28 protein-coding genes are annotated in these 26173 nt (G+C 69.0%); 17 read left to right on the top strand and 11 right to left on the bottom strand.

The window, feature by feature from the left end; genetic code table 11:
• Positions 1-15: 15 nt before the first annotated feature.
• Together HHAL_RS11845 and HHAL_RS11840 are read right to left on the bottom strand one after the other, a co-directional pair.
• On the bottom strand, positions 16-702 hold the full coding sequence (locus tag HHAL_RS11845) for a BUD32 family EKC/KEOPS complex subunit (protein WP_011815132.1): 687 nt from the start codon (positions 700-702) through the stop codon (positions 16-18).
• 13 nt (positions 703-715) lie between these two features.
• Positions 716-1282 carry a methyltransferase family protein gene (locus HHAL_RS11840; protein WP_011815131.1) on the bottom strand — a complete coding sequence of 189 codons (567 nt, stop codon included), beginning with the start codon at positions 1280-1282 and terminating at the stop codon, positions 716-718.
• Positions 1283-1426: 144 nt separating this feature from the next.
• On the opposite strand from HHAL_RS11840, the gene folB reads away from it, so the two are divergent.
• Together folB and folK are read left to right on the top strand one after the other, a co-directional pair.
• Complete coding sequence (gene folB, locus HHAL_RS11835) at positions 1427-1783, top strand: dihydroneopterin aldolase (RefSeq protein ID WP_011815130.1); 357 nt, start codon at positions 1427-1429, stop codon at positions 1781-1783.
• The gene (gene folK / locus HHAL_RS11830; RefSeq protein WP_011815129.1) at positions 1780-2268 is read left to right on the top strand and encodes a 2-amino-4-hydroxy-6-hydroxymethyldihydropteridine diphosphokinase; all 489 of its coding nucleotides are present in this window, start codon (positions 1780-1782) and stop codon (positions 2266-2268) included. The genes folB and folK overlap by 4 nt, the downstream gene beginning before the upstream one ends.
• On the opposite strand, the gene HHAL_RS11825 is transcribed toward folK, so the two are convergent.
• The 4 genes from HHAL_RS11825 to groES form a co-directional block, all read right to left on the bottom strand.
• Positions 2265-3323, bottom strand: a complete 1059-nt coding sequence (locus HHAL_RS11825) for a lysophospholipid acyltransferase family protein (RefSeq protein WP_081432234.1) — start codon at positions 3321-3323, stop codon at positions 2265-2267. The genes folK and HHAL_RS11825 overlap by 4 nt on opposite strands.
• Positions 3247-3921, bottom strand: a complete 675-nt coding sequence (locus HHAL_RS13370) for a hypothetical protein (RefSeq protein WP_011815127.1) — start codon at positions 3919-3921, stop codon at positions 3247-3249. Before HHAL_RS13370 ends, HHAL_RS11825 begins: the two co-directional genes overlap by 77 nt.
• Positions 3922-4040: 119 nt before the next feature.
• Positions 4041-5693 (bottom strand): chaperonin GroEL, encoded by a 1653-nt coding sequence (gene groL, locus HHAL_RS11820; protein ID WP_011815126.1) that lies wholly within the window; start codon positions 5691-5693, stop codon positions 4041-4043.
• A gap of 75 nt (positions 5694-5768) precedes the next feature.
• Complete coding sequence (gene groES / locus HHAL_RS11815) at positions 5769-6059, bottom strand: co-chaperone GroES (protein ID WP_011815125.1); 291 nt, start codon at positions 6057-6059, stop codon at positions 5769-5771.
• Between the two features lie 227 nt (positions 6060-6286).
• Here groES and cutA point away from each other — a divergent pair, with 227 nt between their 5' ends.
• The 6 genes from cutA to HHAL_RS11785 all read left to right on the top strand — a co-directional run bounded on the left by cutA (position 6287) and on the right by HHAL_RS11785 (position 11579).
• The gene (gene cutA / locus HHAL_RS11810; RefSeq protein ID WP_011815124.1) at positions 6287-6607 is read left to right on the top strand and encodes a divalent-cation tolerance protein CutA; all 321 of its coding nucleotides are present in this window, start codon (positions 6287-6289) and stop codon (positions 6605-6607) included.
• A 14-nt stretch (positions 6608-6621) separates the two neighbouring features.
• A complete protein-coding gene (dsbD, locus tag HHAL_RS11805) occupies positions 6622-8451 on the top strand; it encodes a protein-disulfide reductase DsbD (RefSeq protein ID WP_011815123.1) in 1830 nt (609 codons plus the stop codon).
• Positions 8452-8641: 190 nt separating this feature from the next.
• Positions 8642-9088, top strand: coding sequence for a type II 3-dehydroquinate dehydratase (gene aroQ, locus HHAL_RS11800; protein ID WP_011815122.1), 447 nt, complete (start codon positions 8642-8644; stop codon positions 9086-9088).
• A gap of 20 nt (positions 9089-9108) precedes the next feature.
• Positions 9109-9585, top strand: a complete 477-nt coding sequence (gene accB, locus HHAL_RS11795) for an acetyl-CoA carboxylase biotin carboxyl carrier protein (RefSeq protein ID WP_011815121.1) — start codon at positions 9109-9111, stop codon at positions 9583-9585.
• Positions 9586-9594: 9 nt separating this feature from the next.
• Positions 9595-10938 carry an acetyl-CoA carboxylase biotin carboxylase subunit gene (accC, locus tag HHAL_RS11790; protein WP_011815120.1) on the top strand — a complete coding sequence of 448 codons (1344 nt, stop codon included), beginning with the start codon at positions 9595-9597 and terminating at the stop codon, positions 10936-10938.
• A gap of 68 nt (positions 10939-11006) precedes the next feature.
• Positions 11007-11579 carry a YfaZ family outer membrane protein gene (locus HHAL_RS11785; protein WP_011815119.1) on the top strand — a complete coding sequence of 191 codons (573 nt, stop codon included), beginning with the start codon at positions 11007-11009 and terminating at the stop codon, positions 11577-11579.
• 1 nt (position 11580) lies between these two features.
• On the opposite strand, the gene HHAL_RS11780 is transcribed toward HHAL_RS11785, so the two are convergent.
• Positions 11581-12447: a sulfite exporter TauE/SafE family protein gene (locus HHAL_RS11780; RefSeq protein WP_011815118.1), complete on the bottom strand. Its 867-nt coding sequence runs from the start codon at positions 12445-12447 to the stop codon at positions 11581-11583.
• A gap of 47 nt (positions 12448-12494) precedes the next feature.
• Between HHAL_RS11780 and HHAL_RS11775 the strand changes: the two genes are divergently transcribed.
• Both HHAL_RS11775 and HHAL_RS11770 read left to right on the top strand, forming a co-directional pair.
• Positions 12495-13457: a complex I NDUFA9 subunit family protein gene (locus HHAL_RS11775; RefSeq protein ID WP_011815117.1), complete on the top strand. Its 963-nt coding sequence runs from the start codon at positions 12495-12497 to the stop codon at positions 13455-13457.
• A gap of 3 nt (positions 13458-13460) precedes the next feature.
• The gene (locus HHAL_RS11770) at positions 13461-14708 is read left to right on the top strand and encodes a multifunctional CCA addition/repair protein (protein ID WP_011815116.1); all 1248 of its coding nucleotides are present in this window, start codon (positions 13461-13463) and stop codon (positions 14706-14708) included.
• Positions 14709-14721: 13 nt separating this feature from the next.
• Here the strand turns inward: HHAL_RS11770 and HHAL_RS11765 are convergent, their stop codons facing one another.
• On the bottom strand, positions 14722-15906 hold the full coding sequence (locus HHAL_RS11765; protein ID WP_011815115.1) for a class I SAM-dependent methyltransferase: 1185 nt from the start codon (positions 15904-15906) through the stop codon (positions 14722-14724).
• A gap of 141 nt (positions 15907-16047) precedes the next feature.
• On the opposite strand from HHAL_RS11765, the gene plsY reads away from it, so the two are divergent.
• From plsY to tsaD, 3 genes are read left to right on the top strand one after another with little or no spacing between them, the layout of a single operon-like run.
• Positions 16048-16641: a glycerol-3-phosphate 1-O-acyltransferase PlsY gene (gene plsY / locus HHAL_RS11760; RefSeq protein ID WP_011815114.1), complete on the top strand. Its 594-nt coding sequence runs from the start codon at positions 16048-16050 to the stop codon at positions 16639-16641.
• Positions 16638-17213: an L-threonylcarbamoyladenylate synthase type 1 TsaC gene (gene tsaC, locus HHAL_RS11755; protein ID WP_011815113.1), complete on the top strand. Its 576-nt coding sequence runs from the start codon at positions 16638-16640 to the stop codon at positions 17211-17213. The genes plsY and tsaC overlap by 4 nt, the downstream gene beginning before the upstream one ends.
• 40 nt (positions 17214-17253) lie before the next feature.
• A complete protein-coding gene (gene tsaD, locus HHAL_RS11750; RefSeq protein WP_011815112.1) occupies positions 17254-18261 on the top strand; it encodes a tRNA (adenosine(37)-N6)-threonylcarbamoyltransferase complex transferase subunit TsaD in 1008 nt (335 codons plus the stop codon).
• Here tsaD and HHAL_RS11745 read toward each other — a convergent pair.
• The 3 genes from HHAL_RS11745 to dprA form a co-directional block, all read right to left on the bottom strand.
• The gene (locus HHAL_RS11745; protein ID WP_011815111.1) at positions 18254-20653 is read right to left on the bottom strand and encodes a DNA topoisomerase I; all 2400 of its coding nucleotides are present in this window, start codon (positions 20651-20653) and stop codon (positions 18254-18256) included. The genes tsaD and HHAL_RS11745 overlap by 8 nt on opposite strands.
• Before the next feature lie 105 nt (positions 20654-20758).
• Positions 20759-21229: a Smg family protein gene (locus HHAL_RS11740; RefSeq protein WP_011815110.1), complete on the bottom strand. Its 471-nt coding sequence runs from the start codon at positions 21227-21229 to the stop codon at positions 20759-20761.
• A 2-nt stretch (positions 21230-21231) separates the two neighbouring features.
• Entirely contained in the window at positions 21232-22398 is a 1167-nt protein-coding gene (dprA, locus tag HHAL_RS11735) for a DNA-processing protein DprA (RefSeq protein WP_011815109.1), read from the bottom strand.
• A 123-nt stretch (positions 22399-22521) separates the two neighbouring features.
• On the opposite strand from dprA, the gene def reads away from it, so the two are divergent.
• The 4 genes from def to hemF are packed head-to-tail and all read left to right on the top strand — an operon-like array spanning position 22522 to position 26166.
• Positions 22522-23031: a peptide deformylase gene (def, locus tag HHAL_RS11730; protein ID WP_011815108.1), complete on the top strand. Its 510-nt coding sequence runs from the start codon at positions 22522-22524 to the stop codon at positions 23029-23031.
• Entirely contained in the window at positions 23031-23963 is a 933-nt protein-coding gene (gene fmt / locus HHAL_RS11725) for a methionyl-tRNA formyltransferase (protein WP_011815107.1), read from the top strand. Before def ends, fmt begins: the two co-directional genes overlap by 1 nt.
• Positions 23960-25249: a 16S rRNA (cytosine(967)-C(5))-methyltransferase RsmB gene (gene rsmB / locus HHAL_RS11720; RefSeq protein ID WP_011815106.1), complete on the top strand. Its 1290-nt coding sequence runs from the start codon at positions 23960-23962 to the stop codon at positions 25247-25249. Before fmt ends, rsmB begins: the two co-directional genes overlap by 4 nt.
• Positions 25246-26166, top strand: coding sequence for an oxygen-dependent coproporphyrinogen oxidase (hemF, locus tag HHAL_RS11715; RefSeq protein ID WP_011815105.1), 921 nt, complete (start codon positions 25246-25248; stop codon positions 26164-26166). The genes rsmB and hemF overlap by 4 nt, the downstream gene beginning before the upstream one ends.
• Positions 26167-26173 lie beyond the last annotated feature (7 nt).

Below are 26173 nucleotides of genomic sequence, written 5' to 3'. Positions count from 1 at the left end.
TACCCGGTGGGTCGGTTAGTCGCTGAAAAGGTCACGGACCGACTTGGCAACTCGTTCGACGAGGGTGCGGCGGTGCAACCGAGCGATCGCGGGTGGCATAAACTCGGGGTGTTTCGACCACCCATACCGCGCCCAAGCGTTCCAGTCCTGTTGTGCCGCCCATCGCCAAACGGGCCCCGGGGGGCGGTTTTTAGGTCGGAGCAAAGCGGTACCGAAGTCCGTGACCGTGATGCGTTCATGCTCTGCCGAATAGAGCAGGTTGTCGTGCCGTTTCAGGTCGGTATGGGCGACCCCACGACGGTGCATCTCCGCGATCGTTCGGCGCAGGCCAACAACCGAAGGGGCTGGGGTCGTGGCATGTGGCGTCTGCACCTCTTTGGGGCGGATCTTGACCCCGGGTTCATAGGAGAGCACAAGCCACTCGCCGCGGAACAGGCCGTAGCAGTGGGGAACCCCGGGTACGCCTTCTAGTCGCTCGTAAGCCCGATACTCGCGGCGGATCATCCATCGGCTTAGCCAACGCCCCACCCCGCGGGAGCGGGGAGTCTTGACGACCAGCGGGGGATCGTGGTCGGCAAAGATCCAGACCTTTGACTGGTTACCGGTGCCCTGAGGGCGGACACGTCGGGACCCAGCGAACAGCCCCTCGATGGCCTCCTCGCTGATCGCCGCCGGTGGGCGGGTAAGGGTTTCGTCGGGCATTAGCCGCTCTTTGCTACAGGCGCATCCCCATAATGATCAGCCCGATGGTGAGTAGCGTGGCGATGATCGGCTCACCGTTGGGCTGCAGGCTCTGGCGGAACGACCAGCGGGTGACGTTCAGGGGGCGATCCGGGTTGAGCTTGGGGATCAGTGCCGAGGTCTTGGCGTACCACGGTTCCCACTGCTCGGGGAATTTCTTGCGCAGTTTGGCGTCTTCCTTCTGGATCGCCGGCGGGTAGTAGAGGATGGCGAAGGCGATGGCCACCGGCACCAGCCAGAGGACCTGGCCGGCCATGAGGAAGCCGCCGATGATCAGAAAGTTGCCGACGTACAGCGGGTGGCGCACCAGGGCATAGGGGCCATCTTGGGCCAGCTCCTTGTCCTTACTCAGGTAGCCGGCCGCCCACAGCCGGAAGAGGATGCCCGCGCCGCCGACGATCGCACCCAGGGTGTAGAGCCAGCCCACGGTGGGGGCGCTGAAGGTGACAATGACAATCAGCAGCAGAATGCCGAGCGCCTGGCGCGCCTTGTGCCGTTCGTGAACGACGGAATTGTAGAGGCTCTGGGGATGGAGATTCATGCGTTCCTGCCCGCCGGGTGTCGGAAATGGCCGAATAATACCATTGCCGCCGGGTTGCTTCTAGCCGCTGTTGAGTGTCGTGGCCGGGGCGGGGGTGCTGACGCGGCTTGCAAGTTGCCATCTGCAACCGGAGACTGTGCGCCCATGGATACCGTCTTCATTCGCGGCCTGCAGGTCGAGACCGTCATCGGCATCTTCGAGTGGGAACGGCGCATCCGCCAGCGGGTGCGTATTGACCTGGAGATGTCCGCCGACGTCGCTCGGGCTGCGGCTACCGACTCCATCGACGACGCCCTCGATTACAAGGCCATCGGCAAGCGGATCATCGGGTTCGTCGGGGAGAGTGAGTTCCTGCTCGTGGAGACGCTGGCCGAGGAAGTGGCGAAGATCGTTCGCGACGAGTTCGGCGTGGCGTGGCTGCGGCTCTCGGTGAGCAAGCCCGGCGCGCTGCGCGGCGCGGACGACGTAGGCGTGACCATCGAGCGAGGCGAGCGGCGTTGAGACAGGCGTATCTGAGCATCGGCAGCAACATCGATCGCGACCGCAACATCCGTTCGGCCATGGCGGAACTGCGCGTGCGCTGGCCGGACATGGTCTTCTCCACCGTCTACGAGACGGCGGCGGTGGGCTTCGAGGGCGAGGACTTCTACAACCTGGTGGCTAGCTTCCGGGCCGAGGAGTCGCTGGAGGACGTCCTCGACACCCTGCGCGAGCTGGAAGACGCCCACGGCCGGCACCGTGCCGGCGGGAAGTTCTCGGCGCGGACCCTCGATCTGGACCTGCTGCTCTGGGGGGATGCGGTCATCGACGGCGATCCGGTCACCCTGCCCCGGGGCGAGATCCTCCAGTTCGACTTCGTCCTCCGACCGCTGGCCGAACTGGCCCCCGAGGCCCGCCACCCGCTCAACGGCGAGTGCTTCCGCGACCTGTGGGCCGGCTTTACCGGCCACCCCTCCATCCGCCGTTCCGTGCCCCTGGCCGACTAGCGCCTGCGCCCTGGCCGGGTGTAGGGGTTGGGGGCGTCGGGGTCGGGGCGCGTCTTGAAGCGGCGGTGCAGCCACAGGTACTGCTCCGGCGCCTGCCGGACCTGGGCCTCGATGACCGAGTTGATGCGGGTTGCATCTTTTTCGTCATCGCCGCTCGGAAACCCTTCCAGTGGGGTGTCGGCACGCACGTGCCAGCGGTTCCCGGGCAAGCGTTCACAGTGCAGCGGCACGAGCGGAGCGCCTGAGCGCTGAGCCAGGCGCGCGGTCGTCGTCAGGGTGCTGGTGGCTACGCCCATAAAGGGCGCAAAGACGCAGCCACGGCGTCCGAAGTCCTGGTCGGGTGCGTACCAGATCACCTGACCGTTACGCAGAACGCGCAGGATCCCCCGCATGTCGTCGTTGACCAGCAGCCCCGCGACCCCGGTGCTCCGGATGCGCACCATCGCGGTGTTGAAGGCAGGGTCCTTGGTGGGTTTGTAGACGGGGTGGAAATCCGGGACGTGGTGACCGATGATCTTTCCGCACATCTCCATGGTGGTGTAGTGCGGCATCAGCAGGATCACGCCTCGTCCGGCCCGCCGGGCGACTTCGATGTTTTCCAGGCCCTCAATGGTGTAGTAGGGGGCAAGGCGCTCGATGGATGCCCACCAGGCCAGAGCCCCCTCAAGCATGCCCCGTGCTGCGGAGCGGAAGTGGGCCCGCTCGAGCCGCCTTCGCTCGGCGAGCGAACGATCCGGGAAGGCGAGCCCAAGATTCGTGCGGACGATATGCCGTCGCGGCGGGACGGCAACCCACAGCAACATTCCGAGCCCGTCACCGATGCGCCCAATCAACGGAATCGGGAGAAGGGCAAGCAGCCGCATCACGCCAAGTCCCACCCAAGTCGGCCAGTAGCGTGGGTGTCGAGGGTTGGATGAGGCTTTTTTCTTCTTTTTCTTCTGGGGTTGCTGGGGCTTTGTGGGGGTCACTCTACCTATCCTATGCGTATCTTTGCTCAAGGTTGCGAAGTAATGGGGGCAATTGTTGTAACCCACTGCGTTCGCAAGCAATTCCATGCGCGCGGGCCCACTCCTCGTGAACGCCAATGACGGCCACTGGTAGACGGTTCACCCCAACCAGGCGAGCAACGTAGAAACGGTGACTGCCGCCGCCAGTCTTGTAGAGGCAGCCATCTTCACCGACGAGGACAGTCCCATGCTCGTCCCTGGGATTAGCCTGATAACCATCCCGCTCCATGGTCATGATCAAGGGCAGCACATGCTCTTGGAAAAACGCATCTACGCACGCCTCGGTTCGCATCCTTCGGAATTTGTAACGCGCCGATCCCCGAGTTCGTACCTCCTCGCGCAACTTCACGTACCACTCGCTCTCGCGGTAATTGCTTTTTTTCTCGATCAAGTCCGCGATACGTCGGTACTTGGGCTCCGCCTCAATGGGGGTGCCTTCTGGTAACCAGGAATGCTTCAGGAAGAACGGGTGCCATTTCCGGCTGAGCCATGTGATCGGCCGACGTAGCTTGGTGTTGTACCGAGCACGGATGACCGCGGTATAGGGGTGTTTGCTCCCCCGGTGCTGCGAGATGCGTTGGGGGTTGACCCAGAGCTCCGCGCTAGTACCCAGGATACGTCTTGCGGCCTTTTGAGTGGTCATCATCACTGTTGCCCCGTGGTGAGCCTGTGCCGATTGCTCGTATTGTACAAAAACAAAGACCCCCGCTGGGGCGTGCCCAGCAGGGGTCTTAACGGCGTCAGGGCGCCGGGGAACCGGACGGCTTACATCATGCCGCCCATGCCCCCCATGCCGCCCATGCCACCCATGTCGCCGCCACCGCCTTCGTCGTCCTTCTTCGGCAGGTCGGCGACCATGGCCTCGGTGGTCAGCATCAGCGCGGCCACGGAGGCAGCGTTCTGCAGGGCCGAGCGGGTGACCTTGGTCGGGTCGAGGACGCCGGCCTGTACCAGGTCGCCGTACTCGCCGGTGGCCACGTTGTAGCCGTGGTTGCCGGTGCCCTCACGGACCTTGTTGACCACCACGGAGGCGTCTTCGCCGGCGTTGAGGACCAGCTGGCGCAGCGGCTCTTCCATGGCACGGCGGACCAGTGCGATGCCCTGGGTCTGCTCCTCGTTGGCGCCGCTCAGGCCCTCGAGGGCGGCCAGGGCGCGGATCAAGGCCGTGCCACCGCCGGGAACGATGCCCTCTTCCACCGCAGCGCGGGTGGCGTGCAGGGCGTCCTCGACGCGGGCCTTCTTCTCCTTCATCTCGACCTCGGTGGCCGCGCCGACCTTGATCACGGCCACGCCGCCGACGAGCTTGGCCACGCGCTCCTGGAGCTTCTCCTTGTCGTAGTCGGAGGTGGACTCCTCCATTTGGGCGCGGATCTGCTCGACGCGGGCCATGATGTCGTCGTGACGGCCGGCGCCGCCGACGATGGTGGTCTCCTCCTTGGAGATCTGCACCTTCTTGGCGGTGCCCAGGTCGTCCACGGTGGCGTTCTCGAGGGTCATGCCGACCTCGTCGGAGATGACCGTGCCGCCGGTGAGGATGGCGATGTCCTGGAGCATGGCCTTGCGGCGGTCACCGAAGCCCGGCGCCTTGACCGCGGCGACCTTGACGATGCCGCGCAGGTTGTTGACCACCAGCGTAGCCAGGGCCTCGCCCTCGACCTCCTCGGCGATGATCAGCAGCGGGCGGTTCTGCTTGGCCACGCCCTCAAGCAGCGGCAGCAGATCGCGGATGTTGGAGATCTTCTTGTCGTGGAGGAGGATCGCGGCGTCCTCGAGCTCCGCCTTCATCGTCTGCTGATCGGTGACGAAGTAGGGGGAGAGGTAACCGCGGTCGAACTGCATGCCCTCGACGACATCCAGCTCGTTATCCAGGCCGGAGCCCTCCTCGACGGTGATCACACCTTCCTTGCCGACCTTGCCCATGGCGTCGGCGATGATCCGGCCCACGGCCTCGTCGGAGTTGGCGGAGATGGTGCCCACCTGGGCGATGGAGTTGTCGTCCTCGCAGGGCTTGGAGAGCTCATCGGACAGGTAGTTGGAGGCGGCCTCGGTGGCCTTCTCGATGCCCTTCTTGAGCTCCATGGGGCTCATGCCCGCGGCCAGGGACTTCATGCCCTCGCGCAGGATGGCCTGGGCCAGGACGGTGGCGGTGGTGGTGCCGTCACCGGCGACGTCCGAGGTCTGCGAGGAGACCTCCTTGAGCATCTGGGCGCCCATGTTCTCGAAGTGATCTTCGAGCTCGATCTCCTTGGCGACGGAGACGCCGTCCTTGGTGACGGTGGGGGCGCCGAAGCTCTTCTCGAGCACGGCGTTGCGGCCGCGCGGGCCCAGGGTGACCTTGACGGCGTTCGCCAGCTGGTTGACGCCGCTCATCATGCGCTGGCGCGCATCATCGGAGAAACGGATTTCCTTCGCAGCCATGGTTGGCTCCTCTGCTCGATTCGGTGTTCGGGTCTCGGGTTGGTGGGTCGCTGCGCGCTAAACGCTGGCGCTGCGTTAGCCCTCGAAGACGGCCATGATGTCGTCTTCGCGCATCACCAGGTAATCCTGGCCATCGATCTTGACCTCGGTGCCGGCGTACTTGCCGAACAGGACCTGGTCGCCGACATTGACCTCCACCGGGCGGCGCTCGCCGTTGTCGAGGGTCTTGCCGTGGCCCACGGCGATGACCTTACCCTTCATCGGCTTCTCGGCCGCGGTATCCGGGATGACGATGCCGCCCGGGGAAGTGCGCTCTTCCTCGAGGCGCTGGATGACCACTCGGTCGTGCAGGGGACGGATGCTCATCGGTCCTCTCTCCCTCTATCTCTTGGTCGTGGACTCTAGTGTCTGGTACGCCGCGGCTTCGGCGGCTTGTTAGCACTCGCTTATCGTGAGTGCTAATCATATCGTTCGGTTGCAACCCGTCAAGGGCTTCCGGCACCCGCCCGGGTGACGTTCCCTGCCGGTTCTAAGTGGATGAGGACGGCGGTGGTAGAATTCAACCCCTGCAAGCCACCCAAGGAGGTTCAGCGATGTCGAGTAAGGAGCTGGTCGTCCTGTGCACCTGCCCCGACGGGGAGACCGCCCGCCGGCTGGCCGGCGAGGTGGTGGAGGCCCGGCTCGCCGCCTGCGTCAACATCGTCCCGGGGGTGACCTCGGTCTTCTACTGGGAGGGGGAGGCGCAGGCCGAGACGGAGTGCCTCTTGGTGATCAAGACGTCGGATTTTGCCTACACCCGATTGGAGGGGCTGCTTGTGGAGCGGCATCCCTATGAACTTCCGGAGGTGATCGCGGTCGGCATCGAAAAGGGCCTGTCAGGGTTCCTGGACTGGATACGTGAAGAAACCCGGTAGGAGGGCATGACTCGATGACGGGCAGGATGCGATTCGACCGAGGTGGCCTGGTCGCCGCGCTGTGGCTGGCGTTGGGTCTGCTGGTGGCGGCCACCCCGGCACAGGGAATGGTGGATCAACAGGAGATCTTCCCGTTCACCGTCGAGCAGGTGGGCGAGGATCGCCTGGTCGCTCGCTGGGATGTGGCCGAGGACCACTACCTCTATCGCCACGCCTTCGACTTCGAGCTGCGCGACGGCGACAACGAGATCATCGAGGTCTCCTACCCCAGTGGCGAGGCCTTCTCCGATGAGTTCTTCGGGGATGTGGTCATCTACCGGGGTACGCTGCAGGTGCACCTGCAGACCGCCGAACCGGTCGGCGAGGGGGCGCAGCTCTACGCCGAGTTCCAGGGCTGCAACGAGCCCGAATCCCTCTGCTATCCGCCGAGCAGTCTGGAAGCCGAGATCGCCTCCGGCGCGGTACAGTACAGCGATGGCTCCGGCGGTGCCGGTGCCGCCGGGGGCGGCGGCCAGGGCCCCATGGGCGAGCTGGAGGCGCTGCTCGGTGGGGGGAATCTGTGGGCCATCCTCGGCGGTTTCTTTGCCGCCGGGCTGTTGCTGGCCTTCACCGCCTGCATCTACCCGATGATCCCCATCCTCTCGGGGCTGATCGTCGGTAGCCAGCCGGGCGGCGGGCGGCCGGGTACCGGTCGAGCGCTCTGGCTGTCCTTCGTCTATGTCCAGGGCATGGCGATCACCTACGCCCTGGCCGGTGCATTGGCCGGACTCTCCGGGCGGGCCATCCAGGCCGATCTGCAGGGGCCGGTGGTTACCGTGGCCTTCAGTGCCCTGTTCGTCGCCCTGGCGCTGGCGATGTTCGGCCTCTACAACCTGCAGATGCCGGCGTCGGTCCAGGGGCGGCTGCAGGCCGCCTCCAGCCGTCTGCCCGGCGGGCAGGTGGCGGGCGTGGCAGCCATGGGTGTGCTCTCCACGCTGATCGTCGGTGCCTGCTCGGGGCCGGCGCTGGTGGCCGCCCTGGCATTCATCGGCAACACCGGTGAGGTGGTGCTGGGCGCCGGCGCGCTCTACATCATGGCCCTGGGTATGGGGGCGCCGTTGCTGGCGGTCGGCACGGCCGCCGGGCGCTGGATGCCGCGCTCGGGTCCGTGGATGGAGTCGGTCAAGCAGGTCTTCGGCTTCATCTTCCTCGGCGTGGCGTGGTGGATGTCGTCCCGGCTGATGCCGGATGGGCTGGTGCTCGCTGGTTGGGCGGTGTTGCTGCTGGCGGCTGCGGTGTGGCTGGCCTGGCGGCTGCTGCGCAGTCGCGGCACCGGTGGTTCGGTGCCGGCCCGGGGCGCCGGGGCCACGCTGGCGGCCGTGCTGGCGGTAGCCGGTGCTGCCCAGGTCCTCGGGGCGGTCACCGGTGCCGGTGACCCGCTGCGCCCCTGGGTGGGGATCACCGGCGACCCATACGCCCAGGCCCGCGCCCAGGTGCTCGAGGAGTGGCGGCACGTCGAGACCCTCGATGAGCTTGAGGAGCTGCTTGACGAGGCCCGCGAGGCGGGGCGCCCGGTGGTGATCGACTTCTCGGCCGAGTGGTGCGTCTACTGTGTCCAGCTTGAGGAGCGTACGCTTCCGGATGACCGGGTCCAGGCGGCCCTTGAAGGCGCCGAGAAGGTACGCATCGACGTCACCGACATGACCGATGCTGATCGGGAACTGATGGAGGCCTACGGCGTCTATCTGCCTCCCGCGATCCTGTTCTACAACGGCGAGGGCGAGGAGCAATCGGAGTACCGGGTGGCCGGCTTCAAGGACGCCGAGGCGTTTGCCGAGCGCACGCGCGAGGCCTTCGGTGGGTGACCGGGGGGTCTGGGACGTTGCGGTCCACGCCGGCCGGGGTAGCCGGCCGGCGTGGACGGTGGGCGTGGACAATCGGTCGCAGGCATCCCCGGCGAAACGGCCGGGATTGTGTCGGGATCACCGTAAAACTAGACAATCTTCCGGCGCTCAGTCAGAATCGCGGGCGGTGCGAGTCGGGTGAGCGCGTGTCATGCCCAAGCTGTTGTTACTCCACGGGCCCAATCTGAATCGACTGGGGACCCGCGAGCCGGAGCGCTACGGACGGCTGACGCTTCAGGACATCGAAACCCGCTTGCGGTCCATCTGCGACGCGGCCGGCGTGCAGTTGTGCAGCGCCCAGTCCAATCATGAGGGCGAGCTCATCGATCGGATCCACGCCGCGGCGGATGAAGGCGTCGAGTTCATCGTCATCAATCCCGCGGCCCTGACGCACACCAGTGTCGGTCTGCGCGACGCGCTGCTTGCCGTTGCGCTGCCGTTCATCGAGGTGCACTTGAGCAACGTCCACGCCCGCGAGGCGTTCCGGCAACACTCTTATCTGTCCGACATCGCCGAGGGGGTGATCACCGGCCTCGGCGCGGACGGCTATGACTTCGCGGCCCGTGCAGCCATCCGGCGCATGGGCGGTCAGGCCTGAACACAGGGTTTCGTCGATCTATGGATATTCGCAAGATCAAACGTCTTATCGAGCTGCTCGACGAGTCCGGCGTCCACGAGATTGAGATCGCCGAGGGCGAAGAGTCGGTCCGGATCACGCGCAATGCGCCCAACCCGCCACCGCAGCCGCAGCCGACCTACGCCGCTCCGGCGCCGGCCGCGGCTCCGCCGGCGGCTGCAGCCGGGGCGCCGGCCGCCGGCGCGGCCGACCCCGAGGAAGCCGGTGAGGACGAGCCGGAGGGCGAGCCGATCCGTTCGCCGATGGTTGGGACCTTCTACCGGGCCCCGTCGCCGACGGCCAAGCCGTTCGTCGAGGAGGGGCAGCGGATCAAGGCCGGTGATACGTTGTGCATCGTCGAAGCGATGAAGATGCTCAACCAGATCGAGGCCGACCGCGACGGGGTCATCACCGCCGTTCTGGTCGAGAATGGTCAGCCCGTCGAGTACGACCAGCCGCTGTTCCTGATCTCCGACTGAGTGAGCACCATGCAGAAGATCCTCATCGCCAACCGCGGCGAGATCGCGCTGCGCATCCTGCGCGCCTGTCGTGAGCTGGGTATCCGCAGTGTCGCCGTCCACTCCGCGGCCGATCGCGAGCTCAAGCACGTGCGTCTGGCCGACGAGTCGGTCTGCATCGGGCCGAACAACGTCCGCGACAGCTACCTCAACATCCCGGCGATCATCGCCGCCGCCGAGGTCACCGATTCCACTGCTATCCACCCCGGCTACGGCTTCCTCTCCGAGAACGCCGATTTCGCCGAGCGGGTCGAGCAGTCGGGCTTCGTGTTCATCGGACCGCGGGCGGAGAGCATCCGCACCATGGGCGACAAGGTCTCGGCGATCCGCGCCATGAAGGAGGCTGGCGTGCCGTGCGTGCCCGGCTCCAATGGCCCGGTCCCTGACGACGATCCCGATGAGACGCTGCGCATCGCCTCCGAGATCGGCTATCCGATCATGATCAAGGCAGCCTCGGGCGGCGGCGGCCGGGGCATGCGCGTGGTGCGCAGCGAGGCGGCGCTGCTCAATGCCGTGTCGTTGACCCGCGGCGAGGCCGAGAACGCCTTCGGCGACGGTACCGTCTACATGGAGAAGTACCTGGAGAAGCCGCGCCATATCGAGGTGCAGGTGCTCGCCGACCACCACGGCAACGCCATCCACCTCGGTGAGCGCGACTGCTCCATGCAGCGGCGGCATCAGAAGGTGGTCGAGGAGGCCCCGGCCCCGGGGATCACCGAGGCGCAGCGGCGCGACATCGGGGAACGCTGCGCCGAGGCGTGCCGGCAGATGGGCTATCGCGGCGCGGGCACCTTCGAGTTCCTGTACGAGAACGGCGAGTTCTACTTCATCGAGATGAACACCCGCATCCAGGTCGAGCACCCGGTCACCGAGATGGTCACCGGCTGCGATCTGGTTGCCGAGCAGATCCGCATCGCCTCGGGCGAGCCGCTGAGCTGGCGCCAGGAAGACATCCAGGTGCGGGGCCACGCGGTGGAGTGTCGGATCAACGCCGAGGATCCGAAGACGCTGATGCCCTGCCCGGGCACCATCGATCACTTCCACGCCCCGGGCGGCCCCGGGGTGCGGGTCGATTCCCACGTCTACACCGGCTACGCGGTGCCGCCGTATTTCGACTCCATGATCGGTAAGCTGATCACCCACGGTCCGAGCCGTGACAGCGCCCTGGCGCGGATGCGCACGGCGCTCTCCGAGATCGTGGTCAGCGGTATCGGTACCAATATCTCGCTGCAGCAGGAGATCATCGGGGATGCCGCGTTCCGCGCCGGCGGGACCGACATCCACTATCTGGAGAAGAAGCTCGCCCTCGATTGAGGCTTGCACCACGGTGCGGCGACGCCCTGTAATGGGGGCAGGCGGGCAAACCCGGTGGGGAGACGAGCATGATCAAGCGGATCGCGGCGGTGGCGGCCCTGGCCATGTGGGCGACAGCCCCGATGGCGCGGGAGCTGGACGTCAATCTTCACGACGACGCCGCCGAGGTGGGCCTTTATTTCCCCCCCACCGAGGATATGTACGTCGAGGATGCGGATCTGGGCGGGAGCCTCTTCTTCAATGACGACGGCGACGTCGCCCTCAGCGGCATCGTCCACGTCACCGGGCCGCCGGCCGAGGGGTTCAGCCCGCTGCAGTTCGGCGCCGGCGCCAAGGGGTATCTGATCTACGCCGACGAGCCCGAGCGCACCGTTGGCGCCCTGGCGCTGGGTGGCTCCGCGCGCATCAGCATTCCCGCCCAGGTGCCCCAGGCGCTGGTCTTCCGCGGTCATGTGGCGCCGAACATCACCGCCTTCGGGCGTGCCAAGCGGGTCTTCGAGGGCAACATCCGCTACGAACTCGACTTCACCCCGCGGGCCAGCGCCTACCTCGGGTTCCGCTACCTGCGCCTGCGCATGTCCGGGGGTAGCAATCAGACCCTGGACAACAACCTCCACCTCGGGGTGCGGGTGCGGTTCTAGGTCAGCTGAGCAGCAGCCGCAGGGCCACGACCAGCAGCACTGCGGCGAACAGCCGGCGCAGCTGCCGGGCGGGGACGCGGTGGGCCAGGCGCGCGGCCAGCGAAGAGGCCAGCAGGCTGGCGGCGACGACCCCGGCGAACGCCGGCCAGTAAATGTAGCCGGTGGCACCCGACGGCAGCTGCGGGTGCCCCCACCCCACCATCAAGTATCCCAGCGCACCGGTCAGGCCCAGCGGTAGCGCAGTGGCCGAAGACGTCCCCACAGCCCGGTGCATGGCTACGCCGCGCCAGACCAGGTAGGGGACCGTCACCGTGCCGCCGCTGACCCCCACCATGGCCGACAGCGTCCCGATGCCGCCGCCGACGCCGGCCAGGACGCCGGTGCCTCCGCCGCCGCCGCGCCGCGGCGGCTGCCAGCCGGAGAGCATGTACAGCGAGACCAGCAGCAGGAAGCTGCCGAACAGCCGCTGCAGGGCGGCCCCGTCCAGGTAGCCGGCCAGCACCGTGCCCAGCACCGCCCCGCCGACCATCCCGGCCGCGAGACGCAGGAACAGGGGCACATCCACGGCGCTGAGCTGGTAGTGGCTGCGCGCCGAGCCCAAGGAGGTCACCACGACGGTGGCCAGCGAGGTACCGATGGCCAGGTGGGTGGCCACCGCCGCGTCGAAGTCGAGCGCGGCGAAGACCAGCAGCAGGACCGGCACCACCACGATCCCGCCGCCGACGCCGAACAGCCCGGCCGTCGCGCCGGCCAGGCAGCCGGCGCCGAGATAGATCAGCAGTTCGAGCACGGGCTGAGTTTCGGCGGGATCCGGGCGCGGCGCAAGGGGTGGTGCGGCGTCGTTGAAAAGTTGCGCATAAAAGGCCACGGTATCGCTCCGTAACGATCGTATTTCGGTTCTTCAGGAGACCGTTCATGGAGGCGAAGACCGTCTGTGTCGTCGGCGGAACCGGTTTTGTTGGGATGCACGTGGCCAACCGGCTCGCCGACCGGGGATACCGGATACGGGCGCTGACCCGCCGTTCCCATCGTGGCCGCGACCTGCTGCTCTTTCCCGGGCTGCGCCTGTTCGAGGCCGATGTCCACGACGAGCGGGAGCTGGTGCGCCACTTCAGCGGCTGTCACGCCGTGATCAACCTGGCCGGTGCGCACACCGGGCGGGGCGGGCCGCGGGAGGACGCCTACCACGAGGTCCATGTCGATCTGCCGCGCCGCGTGCTGGCCGCTGCGCGCCGGGCAAGCGTGCCGCGCCTGGTCCACATGAGCGCCCTCGGCGCGCACCCCGATGCGGTCAGCCGGTTCCTGCGCACCAAGGGCGAGGGCGAGCAGTTGGTCCTGGCAGCCGATCCGGATGAGATCGGCGCCACCGTGCTGCAGCCTTCAGTGATCTTCGGTGCCGGTGACCGGTTCCTGAATCGCTTCGCCGGGCTGCTGCGCTTTGCCCCCGGGGTCTTCTTCCTGCCTACCCCGGATGCCCGCCTCCAGCCGGTCTTCGGTGGCGACGTGGCTCAGGCGGTGATCAACGCGACGGAAGACCCCCGGACGGCGGGGCAGACCTACCAGCTCTGCGGGCCGCAGATCTACACCCTGCGCGAGCTGGTGGAGTACGTGGCAGAACTGCGCGGCCTGCGCCGGCGGGTGGTCGGTCTCCCCGACAGCCTGTCGCAGCTCAGCGGCCGCCTGCTCGGGCTCGCTCCCGGGCGGCCTTACACCCTGGACGAGTACCGCTTCACCGCCACCCCTAACTGCTGTGCCGAGGATGGCCTGGCAGCGCTGGGGATCCGCGCCAACGCCCTGGAGGCGATCACCCCCGGGTACCTGGGTGCGGCCGGGCGGCAGGCGCAGTACCAGCAGGCCCGGCGCGAGGCCGGTCGCTAGGCCGTGGAACGCTACCGGGTCGGCGGCGCGGTGCGTGATCGCCTCCTCGGGCGGCCCGTGGATGAGGTCGACTGGGTGGTGGTCGGGGCGACGCCGGAGGCGATGGAGGCCGCCGGCTACCGGCCGGTGGGCAAGGATTTTCCGGTCTTCCTGCACCCGCAGACCGGCGAGGAGCACGCCCTGGCGCGCACCGAGCGCAAGACGGCGGTGGGCTATCACGGTTTCGAGTTCTACGCCGCGCCGGAGGTGACCCTGGAGCAGGACCTGGCCCGCCGGGACCTGACCATCAACGCCATGGCCGAGGATGCCGGGGGCCGCCTCATCGACCCGTTCGGCGGCCAGGTCGACCTGCAGGCTCGTCAGCTGCGCCACGTCACCGACGCCTTCGCCGAGGACCCGGTGCGCATTCTGCGCCTTGCGCGTTTTGCGGCCCGCTTCGCTGACGACGGCTTCGTCGTCGCCGACGAAACCATGGCCCTGTGCCAGCGCATGGTCGCCGCCGGCGAGGTCGATGCCCTGGTCCCGGAGCGGGTGTGGCAGGAGCTCGCCCGGGGGCTGATGGAGCCGACACCCCGTCGCATGATCGAGGTCCTGCGCCAGGCTGGTGCCCTGGCCCGTCTCCTCCCCGAGGTGGATGCCCTGTTCGGTGTGCCGCAGTCGCCGGCCCACCACCCTGAGGGCGATGCCGGCACTCATACCCTCATGGCCCTGGATGCCGCGGCGGCCGTCGACGCTTCGCTGGAGGCGCGCTTCGCCGTCCTGCTCCACGACGTGGGCAAGGCGCTCACCCCGGCGGAGGCGCTCCCCCGCCACCCCGGCCACGAGGAGGCCGGCGTTGACGGCGCCCGGCGGGTCAGCGAGCGGCTGAAGGCGCCGCGGGCGTGTCGGGATCTGGCCGTCCTGGTCACGCGCTGGCACATGCACGCCCACCGCGCGCTGGAGCTGCGCCCCGGCACGGTGGTGGAACTGTTCGAGGGCCTGGACCTGTTCCGGCGCCCGGAGCGCCTGGAGCCGTTCCTGCACGCCTGCCTCGCGGACGATCGTGGGCGCGGTGGCCGGGAGGCGAGCGACTGGCCGGCTGGCGACTTCCTGCGCGCCGCCTTCGAGGCGTGTCGCGGCGTTTCGGCCCGGTCCTTCGTCGAGCAGGGCCTGCGCGGTCCTGAGGTGGGCGAGGCGGTTCGTGAGGCGCGCTGCCGGGCCGTGGCCCAGGTGCCGCGCCCGGATGCCGGCGCCGCGCGGGACGGCGCCTAGGCGTGGCCCCTGGCTACAGCGTGGCGCGGCGGTCGGCCGGGGTGAAACCACCCAGGGGACCGTCGTAGTCGCGGCCCAGGGCCATCACCTTGAACCGCTCGCCCATGTCGCCGGGGTGGGTGATGCGCTGGATCTCGTTGCTGACGGCCATGTGGCCGGCGGCATCGGCGCCGGCTAGCTCCGCCTCGGTGCAGGCGGCCAGGCCGGCGCCCATGAGGAACGGTCCCTGGGGGGCGTAGCCGAGGACGTCCAGCCCGCACGCCAGGGCCGCGTCGGCCACGGCGGTAAAGTCCACGAAGGCGGTGATGTCCTGCAAACCGGGATAGAAGAAGGGATCGTCGTGGGCGCGGTGGCGGAAGTGGCAGAGCAGCGTGCCACGGTGGCGTTCGGCCAGGTAATATTCGCGGCGCGGGTAGCCGTAGTCGAGCCAGAGCATCACGCCCTGCGGGAGGGCTTCGGCCAGTCCGCGCAGGAACGGCGCGACCCGGGTGCAGACCTCGGAGACGTAGCCGTCGGGCAGGGGGGCGTCCAGACGCGCCTCGATGTCGGCCACGGCCTGTTGCAGCGCCGTGTCGGCGGCCAGCTCGGTCCAGGCGAAGCCGTCATCGGCGGCTACGACGCCGAGCTCGCGGACCCCGTCGCCCCGCTTGACGAAGCGGCGCACCGGCAGGGCGTCGAGGACCTCGTTGGCGATCCACACCGCCTGCGGGCTGTCCGCGGGCAGGGCCTCGAGCCACTCAACGCGGTCGAGCAGGTGGGGGACCCGGGCAGCCAGGGTCTGCTCCTGCTCCTGACGCAGGGCGGCGCTGACCTCCAGCATGCGCCAGCGCCGCGGCAGCCGGTCGAGGTGCTCGAGTTCGGCCAGTGCGGCGGCGGCCAGCCGGCCGGTGCCGGGGCCGAGCTCGATGACGTCGCCGCCGCCCAGGTGGCCGAGGATCTCGGCGGCCTGCCGGCCTAGGGTGCGCGAGAACAGCGAGCTGAGTTCCGGCGCGGTGGCGAAGTCGCCACCGACGCCAAAACGGGCGGCGCCGCCGCGGTAGTACCCGAGGCCGGGCTCATAGAGGGCCCGGTCCATATACGCCTCGAAGGTCAGCGCTCCGCCGGCCTCGTCGATGGCGCTGCGGATACGCTTGCTCAGGCGCTGACTGGCCTCGAGGGCCGCCGCGTCAAGATCCAGGGCAGGGTCGTGTCGGGTCATGGGCGAGAGTTTCAGGGGCAACGCGCCGCGTGACAAGGCGTATCGTCTGCCCGGCGTTTCCGGTATACGGTGGAGGGCGGCCGCGCCGCTCGGGGGAACCCAACACTTGCAACGCGTGACGGATCTACAGAGACTTGCGCCATGCTGGATGTCATCCTCGTCATCATCGGTTATCTCATCGGTTCCATCTCCTCGGCGATCGTCGTCTGCCGGGCGATGAACCTCGGCGACCCGCGCCAGGGCGGCTCGGGCAATCCCGGGGCGACCAACGTCCTGCGCCTGGCCGGCAAGGTCCCTGCCGGCATCACCCTGCTCGGCGACTGGCTCAAGGGCACCCTCCCGGTGCTGCTGGCCTGGCTCGCCACCGAGGACCCGGTGGTGGCCAGCGCCGCCGGTCTGGCAGCGTTCTTTGGCCACCTCTTTCCGGTCTACTTCCGGTTCCAGGGGGGGAAGGGCGTGGCCACCGGCCTGGGGGTGATCCTCGCCTGGTCCCCGCTGGCGCTGTTGGCCACGGTGGTCACCTGGCTGGCGGTGGCCGGCGCCTTCCGCTACTCCTCCCTGGCCGCCGTGGTGGCCTTTGCCATGGCCCCGATCTACATGCTCTGGCTGTCGGCCTCGCCGGTGCTCACCGCGGCCACGGCGATCCTCACGGCGGCCATCGTCTGGCGCCACCGCGAGAACATCGTCCGCCTCGCCGCCGGTGAGGAGAGCCGCATCGGTTCCTCGGGGTCATGAACGAGTGCCCGCCCGGTACCCGTCCATTCCGGGTCCGGCACGCCGCTGCGGAGCTGCGCCAGGGCGGCGTGGTGGCCTATCCCACCGAGGCGGTCTGGGGGCTGGGCTGCGATCCGCGCAACGCCGACGCCGTGGCGCGCCTGCTGGCGCTGAAGGGGCGACCGGAACGCCAGGGGCTGATCCTGATTGCCGCCGAGTCGCGACAACTCGCCCGGTACCTGGCACCGTTACCGGCGGAGTGGGCGGAGACGATCCAGGCCAGTTGGCCGGGGCCGATGACCTGGGTGCTCCCGGCGTCGACGCGGGCCCCGCGCTGGGTCAGTGGCGGGCGCGACACGCTGGCCGTGCGGGTGACCGCGCACCCGGTGGCAGCCGCCTTGTGCAGCGCCTTCGGGGGGGCGCTGGTCTCCACCAGTGCCAACCCCTCGGCCCGGCGGCCGGCTCGCAGCGTTGCGGAGGTGCGGCGCTACTTCGGCACGCGGATCGACGCGCTGGTACCCGGGCGCCTGGGCGGGCTGGAGCGGCCGACCCCGATCCGGGACGGACGCAGTGGGGCCTACCTGAGACGATGACGCGCCGCTTTCTGTATACGCCGCAATCCGGGGGTGCCCAGTGCGTGTACTAGGCATCGAGAGTTCCTGTGACGAGACCGCGGCCGCCGTCTACTGTGGTCGTGATGGCCTGTTGGCCCACGCGGTGCACAGTCAGGTGGCCGATCACGCCGCTTACGGCGGCGTGGTGCCGGAGCTGGCCTCACGGGATCACGTGCGCAAGCTGCCCGGTCTGGTCGGTGGGGTGTTGCGGGATGCCGGCCTGACGCCGGCAGATCTCGACGGCGTCGCCTGGACCCGCGGCCCAGGGCTCCCCGGGGCCTTGATGGTCGGGGCCGGGTTCGCGCGCACCTTCGCCTGGGCGCGGGGGCTGCCGGCGGTCGGGGTGCACCACATGGAGGGGCACCTGCTGGCGCCCCTGCTCGAGCCCGACCCGCCGGCCATGCCCCTGGTGGCCCTGCTGGTCTCCGGCGGGCATACGATGCTGGTGCAGGTGGCCGACTTCGGCCGCTACCGGGTCCTGGGGGAGTCGGTGGATGACGCCGCCGGCGAGGCCTTCGACAAGACGGCTCGGCTGCTGGGGCTGCCGTACCCGGGGGGGCCGGCCATCGCCCGCCTCGCCGTCGAGGGAACACCGGGGGCGGTGCGCCTGCCGCGGCCGATGACCGACCGGCCGGGGCTGGACTTCAGCTTCAGCGGCCTGAAGACGGCGGTCCTCCACGCCGTCGAGGCGGCGGGGAACGATCAGCAGGCCCGGGCGGACATCGCCCACGGATTCCAGGAGGCGGTGGTGGATACCCTGGTGATCAAGTGCCGGCGTGCCATCGAGCAGACGGGCGCGGGCCGGCTCGTGGTCTCCGGCGGGGTGGGCGCCAACGCCCGGTTGCGCGAACGCCTGGATGAGGTGGGGCGGGCGAGCGGCTTCACCGCCCACTACCCGCGCCTGGAGCTGTGTACCGACAACGCTGCGATGATCGCCTACGCCGGCCTGCGTCGGCTGGAGGCGGGCTACCGCGACGATCTCGACTTCAGCGTACGCCCCCGCTGGCCGTTGGCCGAGCTCAGCTAGTGGCCTTGCTGCGGCCGCGGCCACCCTTGGCCGCCCCGCCGCGGCGCCCCTTGCGCGCCGGCGCCTTGGCGATCAGGTCCTGGCACTCCTCATGGGTGAGCGAGTCCGGCTCCCGGTCCTTGGGCACCTTGGCGTTCTTCTCGCCGTTGGTGATGTACGGCCCGTAGCGTCCGCGCAGGATCTGAATGCCGTCGCCGAAGTCGTGGATGATCCGGTTGGCGTCGGCCTGTTTCTTCTCCCGCACCAGTTCGTGGGCCCGTTCCTTGGTGATGGTGTACGGGTCCTCGTCCTTGGGGATGGAGACGAACTTCTTGCCGTAGCGCACGTAGGGGCCAAAGCGCCCGATGCTGACCTGGACGTCTTCGCCCTCGTCGGTCTCGCCCATGTCCCGCGGCAGCTTGAACAGCTGCAGGGCCTCGTCGAGGGTGATGGTGTCGATGCTCTGTCCCGGGCGCAGGCCGGCAAAACGCGGCTTCTCGTCGTCGTCGCGGGAGCCGAGCTGGGCGAAGGGGCCGTAGCGACCGATGCGCACCGTCACCGGCTTGCCGGTCTTCGGGTCCGTGCCCAGTTCCCGCGCCTGGACCGCCTCCTGGCGCGAGACGTTCTTCTTCTCCTCAACCCGCTCCCGGAAGGGCTCCCAGAACGCTTCCAGGACCGGGACCCAGTCCTGCTCGCCGCGGGAGATGGCGTCTAGGTCGTCCTCGAGTCGGGCGGTGAAGTCGTAGTCCACGTACCGATCGAAGTGCTCGGTCAGGAACTTGTTGACTGTGCGCCCGATGTCGGTGGGGATGAAGCGTTTGCCGTCCATCTCCACATAGTTGCGGTTCTGCAGCGTGGAGATGATCGAGGCGTAGGTCGACGGCCGGCCGATGCCGTACTCCTCCAGGGCGCGGACCAGGCTCGCCTCGGTGTAGCGCGGCGGCGGCTCGGTGAAGTGCTGTTCGGCGCGGATGGCGTGCAGGTCCACCTGCTCGCCCTCCTCGAGTTCGGGCAGGAACTTCTCGCCGGAGTCGTCTTTGCCCTCGTCGTTGCCCTCGCGGTAGACGACCATGAAGCCCGGGTCGGCCACCGTGGAGCCGGTGGCCCGCAGCAGATGGCGGGCGTCGGCGTCGGCGGCCAGATCGACGGCCACCGTGTGGATGGTGGCGTGCTTCATCTGTGAGGCGACGGCGCGCTTCCAGATGAGATCGTAGAGCTTGCGCTGCTCCTCGTTGAGGTAGGCGCGGACATCGTCCGGGTGGCGCGACGCCGAGGTGGGCCGGATGGCCTCGTGGGCCTCCTGGGCGTTCTTCGAGCGGGTCTTGTAGACCTGGGCCTGGCCCGGGAGCTTGTCGGCGCCGTAGCGGTCGGTGATGGCCTGGCGCATCTCAGTGATCGCCTCGCCGGAGAGGTTCACCGAGTCGGTTCGCATGTAGGTGATCAGACCGACGGCACTGCCTTCGCCGACGTCGATGCCCTCGTAGAGCTGCTGGGCGATGCGCATGGTCCGGCTGGCGGTGAAGCCGAGCTTGCGCGAGGCCTCCTGCTGCAGGGTCGAGGTGATGAATGGCGCTGCCGGGTTGCGCCGGCGTTGCTTGCGCTCCACCGAGGCGACCCGCAGCGTGCCGATGACCTCGGTCTCGCCATCGCCGGTGGGGCCGATCCGGGCGGGGTCGGGTTGGGCACGCGCGGCCTCGCGCAGGGTGCGGTCGACCTCCTGGGCATGGGTCTCGTCGGTGATGGTGAACTGCCGGACCTTCTCGCCGTGGAGCTGCGAGAGCTTGGCCATGAAGGGCTGCTGCGCCTTGGCGGCATCGGCCTCGACGCTCCAGTACTCCTGGGGCTCGAACTGCTCGATCTCGGTCTCGCGCTCGCAGATCATCCGCAGCGCGGGGCTCTGCACCCGGCCCGCGGAGAGGCCGCTGGTGATCTTGCGCCAGAGCAGGGGCGAGAGGTTGAAGCCGACCAGGTAGTCGAGGGCGCGGCGCGCCTGCTGGGCGTTGACCAGCTCCTCGGAGATGTCCCGCGGGTTGTTCATCGCCTCCTGGATGGCGCCCTTGGTGATCTCGTGGAAGACCACCCGATAGACCGGTTTGTCGTCCAGGGTGCCCTTGTCGCGCAGCAGCTCCACCAGGTGCCAGGAGATGGCTTCACCCTCGCGGTCCGGGTCAGTGGCCAGGTAGAGGGCGTCGGCCTTGCGGGCCGCCTTGGCGATGGCATCGACGTGCTTCTGGTTCTTGTCGATGGGTGCGTACTTCATGGCGAAGCCGCTGGACGGATCCACCGCCCCCTCCTTGGGGACGAGGTCGCGGACATGGCCGTAGGAGGCCATGACCTCGTAATCGGAACCCAGGTATTTGTTGATCGTGCGCGCCTTGGCAGGCGACTCGACGATGACGAGGCTTTTACCCATGAAGAGCCGTTCGCGTATGTAGGGGCGGGAGGTCGGGTGGCGTCCGGAGGGCGGCGCCGGGCCGTAAAACCGGCCGCCGCGCCGGGGCGCGGCGGCCACCCGTCGTCAGTGGACGAGGTGCGTCGGGACGTCGAACATGAGGTTCTCCATCCAGTTGTACGCCTCTTCCTCGCCGGGGCGGTTGAACAGGACCATCAGGATGACCCACTTGACCGTGTCGAGGTCCACCTCGTGGTCGTCCAGCGCCAGGATGCGGTCGAGCACCAGCTCACGGCTCTCGGCCGTGAGGATCCCCACCTGCTCCAGGTAGAGGATAAACCCGCGGGTCTCGGTGTCCAGGCGTGCCAGCTCGGGCTCGCCGAACAGCCGGATGGACGACTTGCCCGACGGTGCAGCCGGCAGCACCCGGGAGTCCGCGAGGGCATCGAGCCACTCGAAGGCCTTGCGGATCTCCATCGCGCTGAACCCGGCCTCGTGGAGTTCGCTCTCGAGCGAGTCCCGATCGCCGGGTTCCTCGTCGTTGTAAAGGTAGTTCTCGAACAGGTACATCAGCACTTCGAAAACGTTCTGCTTCATCATCAGCCCTCTGGCCCGCGCCGCTGGTACCGGCCCCCGGGTACCGCAGTCAACAGGCCCTTCAGCTCCATGGTTAGCAGAATGGATGAAAGCCTATCGAGCGTCAATCCAGACCGCTGCTGGAGGGTGTCGAGGGTGAGCGGATCGTGGCCGAGGGCTTCGAGGATACGCGCCTCGTCCGGATCCGCGGCTGGACTGGTCGACTCCGAGGGGGCGTTGACGGGCGCTTCACAGACCGTCCCCGGGAACTCTTTCAGGATATCGTCGATCGATTCTAACAGCTTGGCGCCGTCGCGCAGAAGTGCGTGGCACCCGCGGGCCAGGGGGTCGTGGATCGACCCGGGTACGGCGAAGACCTCGCGGCCCTGCTCGGCAGCGAGCCGGGCGGTGATCAGCGAGCCGCTGTGGCGACCGGCCTGGATGACCACGACCCCCAGCGACAGACCGCTGACGATGCGGTTGCGCCGTGGGAAGTGGGCGGCCAGGGGGCCGCTGCCCGGGGGCAGCTCACCGAGCACCGCCCCGGAGGCGGTGATCTCGGCGTGCAGGCGCTGGTGCCGGGCGGGGTAGACCTGGTCCGGCTCGGTGCCGACAACGGCCAGCGTGGTGCCGCCGGCCTCCAGCGCGCCACGGTGGGCGGCCGCATCGATGCCGGTTGCCAGACCGCTGGTGGTGGCGATGCCGGCGCGTGCCAGGCCGCCTGCCAGGTTGCGGGCCAGATCCCGGCCGCTGGCGGTGGCGTGGCGGCTGCCGACAATGGCTACCTGCGGCCGGTGTAGGGTGGTCGGATCGCCGGTCACGAACAGCAGCGGCGGCGGGTCGGGGATCTCGGCCAGGCGGCGCGGATACCCGGGTTGCGCCAGGCGCAGCAGGTGCCGCGGCCCGGGGCCATCCAGCCAGTCGGCATCGGTCCGGGCGGCATTCCAGTCCGGGGCGAGGATTCCGCTCTCGGTGGCGGCGCTGAGGCCGAGGCTGCGCAGGGCGCTGCGCCCGGCCCGGAAGACCGCCGCCGGCCCGCCAAAGGCCGCCATCAGCCGGGACCAGGTGCGTGGCCCCACGCCCGGCACCCGTGCCAGGGCCAGGGCGTAGAGGGTGTCGTCGTCCATGTCGTGCTCACCGTCCTTGGTGAAGGAACCGATACCGTGCCGGGCGGTGAGGGCCGGGCGCAAGGGTGTGCCGTTGGAGCGGGGGCGGTCTGGATGCTCTGTATAAGCATTCCAGATTATGGCTGCCCTCGGCTGCGCGGTGCGTTACAATCGACCCGTCATTTAACAACAGGCACAGCATCGGTCATGGCCCTCCTCGATATCCTTGTCTATCCCGATCCCCGCCTCCGTGAGCGGGCCGAGCCCGTCGCCGAGGTGGACGACGCCGTCCGCCGCCTGGTGGACGACATGCTTGAGACCATGTACGAGGCCCGCGGCATCGGTCTGGCCGCCACGCAGGTGGGCGACCGCCGGCGGGTGGCGGTGATCGATGTGTCCGAGGAGCGTGACGAGCCGCTGGTGCTGATCAATCCGGAGATCCTCGAGGCCACCGGCGAGGCCAGCGGCGAGGAAGGCTGCCTGTCCATCCCGGGCTACTACGACGATGTGGCACGGGCCACCCGGGTGCGCTACCGCGCGCTGGACCGCGACGCCCAGCCCATCGAGGGCGAGGCCGAGGGGACGCTGGCCGTCTGCCTGCAGCACGAGATCGACCATCTGGACGGTCGACTGTTCATCGACTACCTCTCCGAGCTCAAGCGCAAGCGGGTGCGCAAGCGCATGGAGAAACGCGAGCGGCTCAGCGCGGCGGGCTGATGGCGGCACGGATCGTCTTTGCCGGAACCCCGGATTTTGCGGTGCCCGGCCTCGATGCCCTGGTCGAGGCCGGGGTGAGGCCCGTGGCGGTCTTCACCCAGCCCGACCGGCCCGCCGGGCGAGGGCGGAGGCTGACCCCGCCGCCGGTCAAGCGGGCCGCCGAGCGCCACGGGCTGGGCGTTCACCAGCCCGAGCGCCTGGGGGCCGAAGAGGCGGAGCAGATCCGCGCGCTGGCGCCCGATCTGATGGTGGTGGTGGCCTACGGCCAGATCCTGCGGCGCAATGTGCTGGACGTACCGCGCTTTGGCTGCGTGAATGTCCACGCCTCGCTGCTGCCGCGCTGGCGGGGCGCGGCGCCGATCCAGCGCGCCCTGCTGGCCGGGGACGAGCAGACCGGTGTAACCCTCATGCAGATGGACGAGGGACTGGATACCGGGCCCATGCTTGCCCGCAAGGCGACCCCGATCAGTGCCGACGAAACCGCCGGGTCGCTCCACGACCGCCTGGCGCGCATCGGCGCCGACCTGCTGGTCGCCCACCTGCCCGAGATTCTGGCCGGGGCCATCACCCCGGAGCCTCAGCCGGACGACGGCGTGACCTACGCCGCCAAGCTGACCAACGACGAGAGCTGGCTCGATCCCACCGAGCCCGCGGAGCAACTGGAGCGGCGCGTGCGCGCCCTGGCCCCGGTCCCCGGAGCGCGGCTCCAGCTGGGCGAGACGCCGGTGCGGGTACTGGCGGCACGGGCCTGTGCGGGGCGGCCCGAGGATCGGGCCGGAACCGTGGCGGCGGTGGGCAGTGGCGGCATCGAGGTCGCTACCGGCGAGGGGCGTCTTGAGATCACCCGGCTGAAGCCCGCCGGTGGGCGGGAACAGACGGCTGCCGATTACCTCAACGGGCGCCGCCTGGTGCCGGGAGAGCCGGTTCAGTGAGTACCCCCCCGCGGGTCGCCGCGGTGCACGTCCTTGAACGGGTGCTGGAGCGCGGCGAGACCCTGGATGAGGCCCTGGAGGCCCAGTTTTCCCGGGTATCCGAGCGCAATCGGTCGTTGCTTCAGGCCCTGGTCTACGGCGCGCTGCGCTGGCTGACCCGGCTCGAGGCCCAGGTGGCGACCCTGACCCCGCGCGACGACTGGCGCGCCGATCCGCTGCTACGTGGTCTGCTGGTGATCGGGGCCTGGGAGGCCCAGGGGCTTGCCACCCCAGCCCATGCGGCGGTCTCCGAGGCCGTCGATGCGGCCCGACGGCTGCGTCGGGCGCGCGCGGCCGGCATGGTGAACGCGGTGCTGCGCAAGCTGCACAAGGCCACCCCACCCGGGCCGGCAGACGAAGCCGCCCGCTACGCCCTGCCGCCGTGGCTGCTGGACCATCTACGCCGCGCCTGGCCGGAGGATTGGCCGGCGGTGGCCGAGGCCGGGAACGCTCACCCGCCAATGACCCTGCGCTTCGACCGGAACCGCATCTCCCGCGAGGCGTGCCTGCAATCGCTGGCCGAGCAGGAGATCCCGGCGCACCCCGGCGAGGTCGCGCCGAGCGCCGCGACCCTCCATGCCCCGGTACCCGTGGCCCGCCTGCCCGGCTTCGCCGAGGGGTGGTTGTCGGTGCAGGATGAGGCCGCGCAGCTCGCCGCCCCGCTTCTCGACCCGCAACCCGGCGACCGGGTGCTCGATGCCTGTGCCGCACCGGGTGGTAAGACCCTGCACCTGCTCGAGCACACGCCGACGGCGGCGGTGACCGCCCTCGACCGTTCGTCACGCCGGCTGCGCCAGGTACGCGATAACCTCGCGCGTGGCGGCTACGAGGCCCAATGCCTGGCCGCCGATGCCGCCGACCCCGAAGCGTGGTGGGACGGTGAACCGTTTCAGCGCATCCTCCTCGACGCCCCGTGCACGGGCAGCGGCGTGATCCGCCGACACCCCGATATCAAGTGGCTGCGCGGGGTCGACGACCCGGCGCGCATGGCGGCGGCGCAGCGCCACCTGCTCGCCGCCCTGTGGCGCGTGCTGGCGCCGGGCGGGCGGTTGCTCTACGCCACCTGCTCGATCTTCCCCGAGGAGAACGAGCAGGTGGTGGCCGGTTTCCTGGCCGAGCACGCCGATGCCAAACCGGGGCCGTTGGCGCCGGTGGGCCGCTGCACCGGGTCCGGGTGCCAGATCCTGCCCGGCGAGCACGGGATGGATGGGTTCTTCTACGCCTGCCTCGAGCGGAGTGCCGCATGACGGATGCGATGCCGGTCGACGGGATCCAGCGCGTCCACGACTGGCTGTTGACCTGGCAGGAGCGTGTCTGCCGGTTCGTTGAAGGTTGGGACGGTGGCGGTGCCTTCCAGGCGGATCGCTGGGACCGTCCTGGCGGGGGCGGCGGCGAGAGCCGTGTACTTCAAGGTGGTCGGGTGATCGAGCAGGGCGGTGTGAACTTCTCCCACGTCCGTGGTGAGGCGCTGCCCGAGGCGGCCACCGAGCGGCGGGCCGAGCTGGCCGGGCAGCCCTTCGAGGCGGTGGGCGTGTCCCTGGTGCTGCACCCGTGGAACCCGTACGTTCCGATCACCCACGCCAACCTGCGGTTGTTTGTGGCCGGTGAGCCGGGTCGCGGCGCCCAGTGGTGGTTCGGCGGCGGGTTCGATCTGACCCCTTGCTACCCCTTCGACGACGATTGTTACCATTTCCATCGCTGTGCCCGGGCGGCCTGCGCGCCGTTCGGAGAGACGGTCTATCCGGTGTTTAAACGCTGGTGTGACGACTACTTCCGCCTGCCCCACCGCGATGAGCAACGCGGCATCGGCGGGCTGTTCTTCGACGATCTCAACGACTGGGGGTTCGAGACGACCTTCCGGTTCGTCCAGAGGGTGGGGCGGGCCTTCCTCGATGCCTACGGCCCCATCATCGAGTCTCGCCGGGATCACGCCTACGGCGACCGCGAGCGGGAGTTCCAGCTCTACCGGCGCGGCCGGTATGTGGAGTTCAACCTCCTGCAGGATCGCGGGACCCGGTTCGGCATCCAGTCGGAGGGGCGGACCGAATCAATCCTGATGTCGCTGCCACCCCGGGTGCGCTGGGAGTACGGCTACCAGCCCGAGCCCGGCAGCCCGGAGGCCCGCCTGACCGAGGTGTATCTCATCCCCCGCGACTGGGTCTGAACACCCC

It is taken from the genome of Halorhodospira halophila SL1 (assembly GCF_000015585.1).
In the GTDB taxonomy this organism is placed as follows: domain Bacteria; phylum Pseudomonadota; class Gammaproteobacteria; order Nitrococcales; family Halorhodospiraceae; genus Halorhodospira; species Halorhodospira halophila.
The sequence above is the reverse complement of the archived record's forward strand: the minus strand, read 5'-3'. Positions and strand labels throughout refer to the sequence as shown.

What these genes read in the sequence shown, in the direction of transcription:
- HHAL_RS11845 (WP_011815132.1), bottom strand. Translation starts at nt 702, where the DNA reads ATGCCCGACGAAACCCTTACCCGCCCACCGGCGGCGATCAGCGAGGAG.
- HHAL_RS11840 (WP_011815131.1), bottom strand. Translation starts at nt 1,282, where the DNA reads ATGAATCTCCATCCCCAGAGCCTCTACAATTCCGTCGTTCACGAACGG.
- folB (WP_011815130.1), top strand. Translation starts at nt 1,427, where the DNA reads ATGGATACCGTCTTCATTCGCGGCCTGCAGGTCGAGACCGTCATCGGC.
- HHAL_RS11825 (WP_081432234.1), bottom strand. Translation starts at nt 3,323, where the DNA reads ATGGAATTGCTTGCGAACGCAGTGGGTTACAACAATTGCCCCCATTAC.
- HHAL_RS13370 (WP_011815127.1), bottom strand. Translation starts at nt 3,921, where the DNA reads ATGATGACCACTCAAAAGGCCGCAAGACGTATCCTGGGTACTAGCGCG.
- groL (WP_011815126.1), bottom strand. Translation starts at nt 5,693, where the DNA reads ATGGCTGCGAAGGAAATCCGTTTCTCCGATGATGCGCGCCAGCGCATG.
- groES (WP_011815125.1), bottom strand. Translation starts at nt 6,059, where the DNA reads ATGAGCATCCGTCCCCTGCACGACCGAGTGGTCATCCAGCGCCTCGAG.
- cutA (WP_011815124.1), top strand. Translation starts at nt 6,287, where the DNA reads ATGTCGAGTAAGGAGCTGGTCGTCCTGTGCACCTGCCCCGACGGGGAG.
- dsbD (WP_011815123.1), top strand. Translation starts at nt 6,622, where the DNA reads ATGACGGGCAGGATGCGATTCGACCGAGGTGGCCTGGTCGCCGCGCTG.
- aroQ (WP_011815122.1), top strand. Translation starts at nt 8,642, where the DNA reads ATGCCCAAGCTGTTGTTACTCCACGGGCCCAATCTGAATCGACTGGGG.
- accB (WP_011815121.1), top strand. Translation starts at nt 9,109, where the DNA reads ATGGATATTCGCAAGATCAAACGTCTTATCGAGCTGCTCGACGAGTCC.
- accC (WP_011815120.1), top strand. Translation starts at nt 9,595, where the DNA reads ATGCAGAAGATCCTCATCGCCAACCGCGGCGAGATCGCGCTGCGCATC.
- HHAL_RS11785 (WP_011815119.1), top strand. Translation starts at nt 11,007, where the DNA reads ATGATCAAGCGGATCGCGGCGGTGGCGGCCCTGGCCATGTGGGCGACA.
- HHAL_RS11775 (WP_011815117.1), top strand. Translation starts at nt 12,495, where the DNA reads ATGGAGGCGAAGACCGTCTGTGTCGTCGGCGGAACCGGTTTTGTTGGG.
- HHAL_RS11765 (WP_011815115.1), bottom strand. Translation starts at nt 15,906, where the DNA reads ATGACCCGACACGACCCTGCCCTGGATCTTGACGCGGCGGCCCTCGAG.
- plsY (WP_011815114.1), top strand. Translation starts at nt 16,048, where the DNA reads ATGCTGGATGTCATCCTCGTCATCATCGGTTATCTCATCGGTTCCATC.
- tsaC (WP_011815113.1), top strand. Translation starts at nt 16,638, where the DNA reads ATGAACGAGTGCCCGCCCGGTACCCGTCCATTCCGGGTCCGGCACGCC.
- HHAL_RS11745 (WP_011815111.1), bottom strand. Translation starts at nt 20,653, where the DNA reads ATGGGTAAAAGCCTCGTCATCGTCGAGTCGCCTGCCAAGGCGCGCACG.
- HHAL_RS11740 (WP_011815110.1), bottom strand. Translation starts at nt 21,229, where the DNA reads ATGAAGCAGAACGTTTTCGAAGTGCTGATGTACCTGTTCGAGAACTAC.
- def (WP_011815108.1), top strand. Translation starts at nt 22,522, where the DNA reads ATGGCCCTCCTCGATATCCTTGTCTATCCCGATCCCCGCCTCCGTGAG.
- fmt (WP_011815107.1), top strand. Translation starts at nt 23,031, where the DNA reads ATGGCGGCACGGATCGTCTTTGCCGGAACCCCGGATTTTGCGGTGCCC.
- hemF (WP_011815105.1), top strand. Translation starts at nt 25,246, where the DNA reads ATGACGGATGCGATGCCGGTCGACGGGATCCAGCGCGTCCACGACTGG.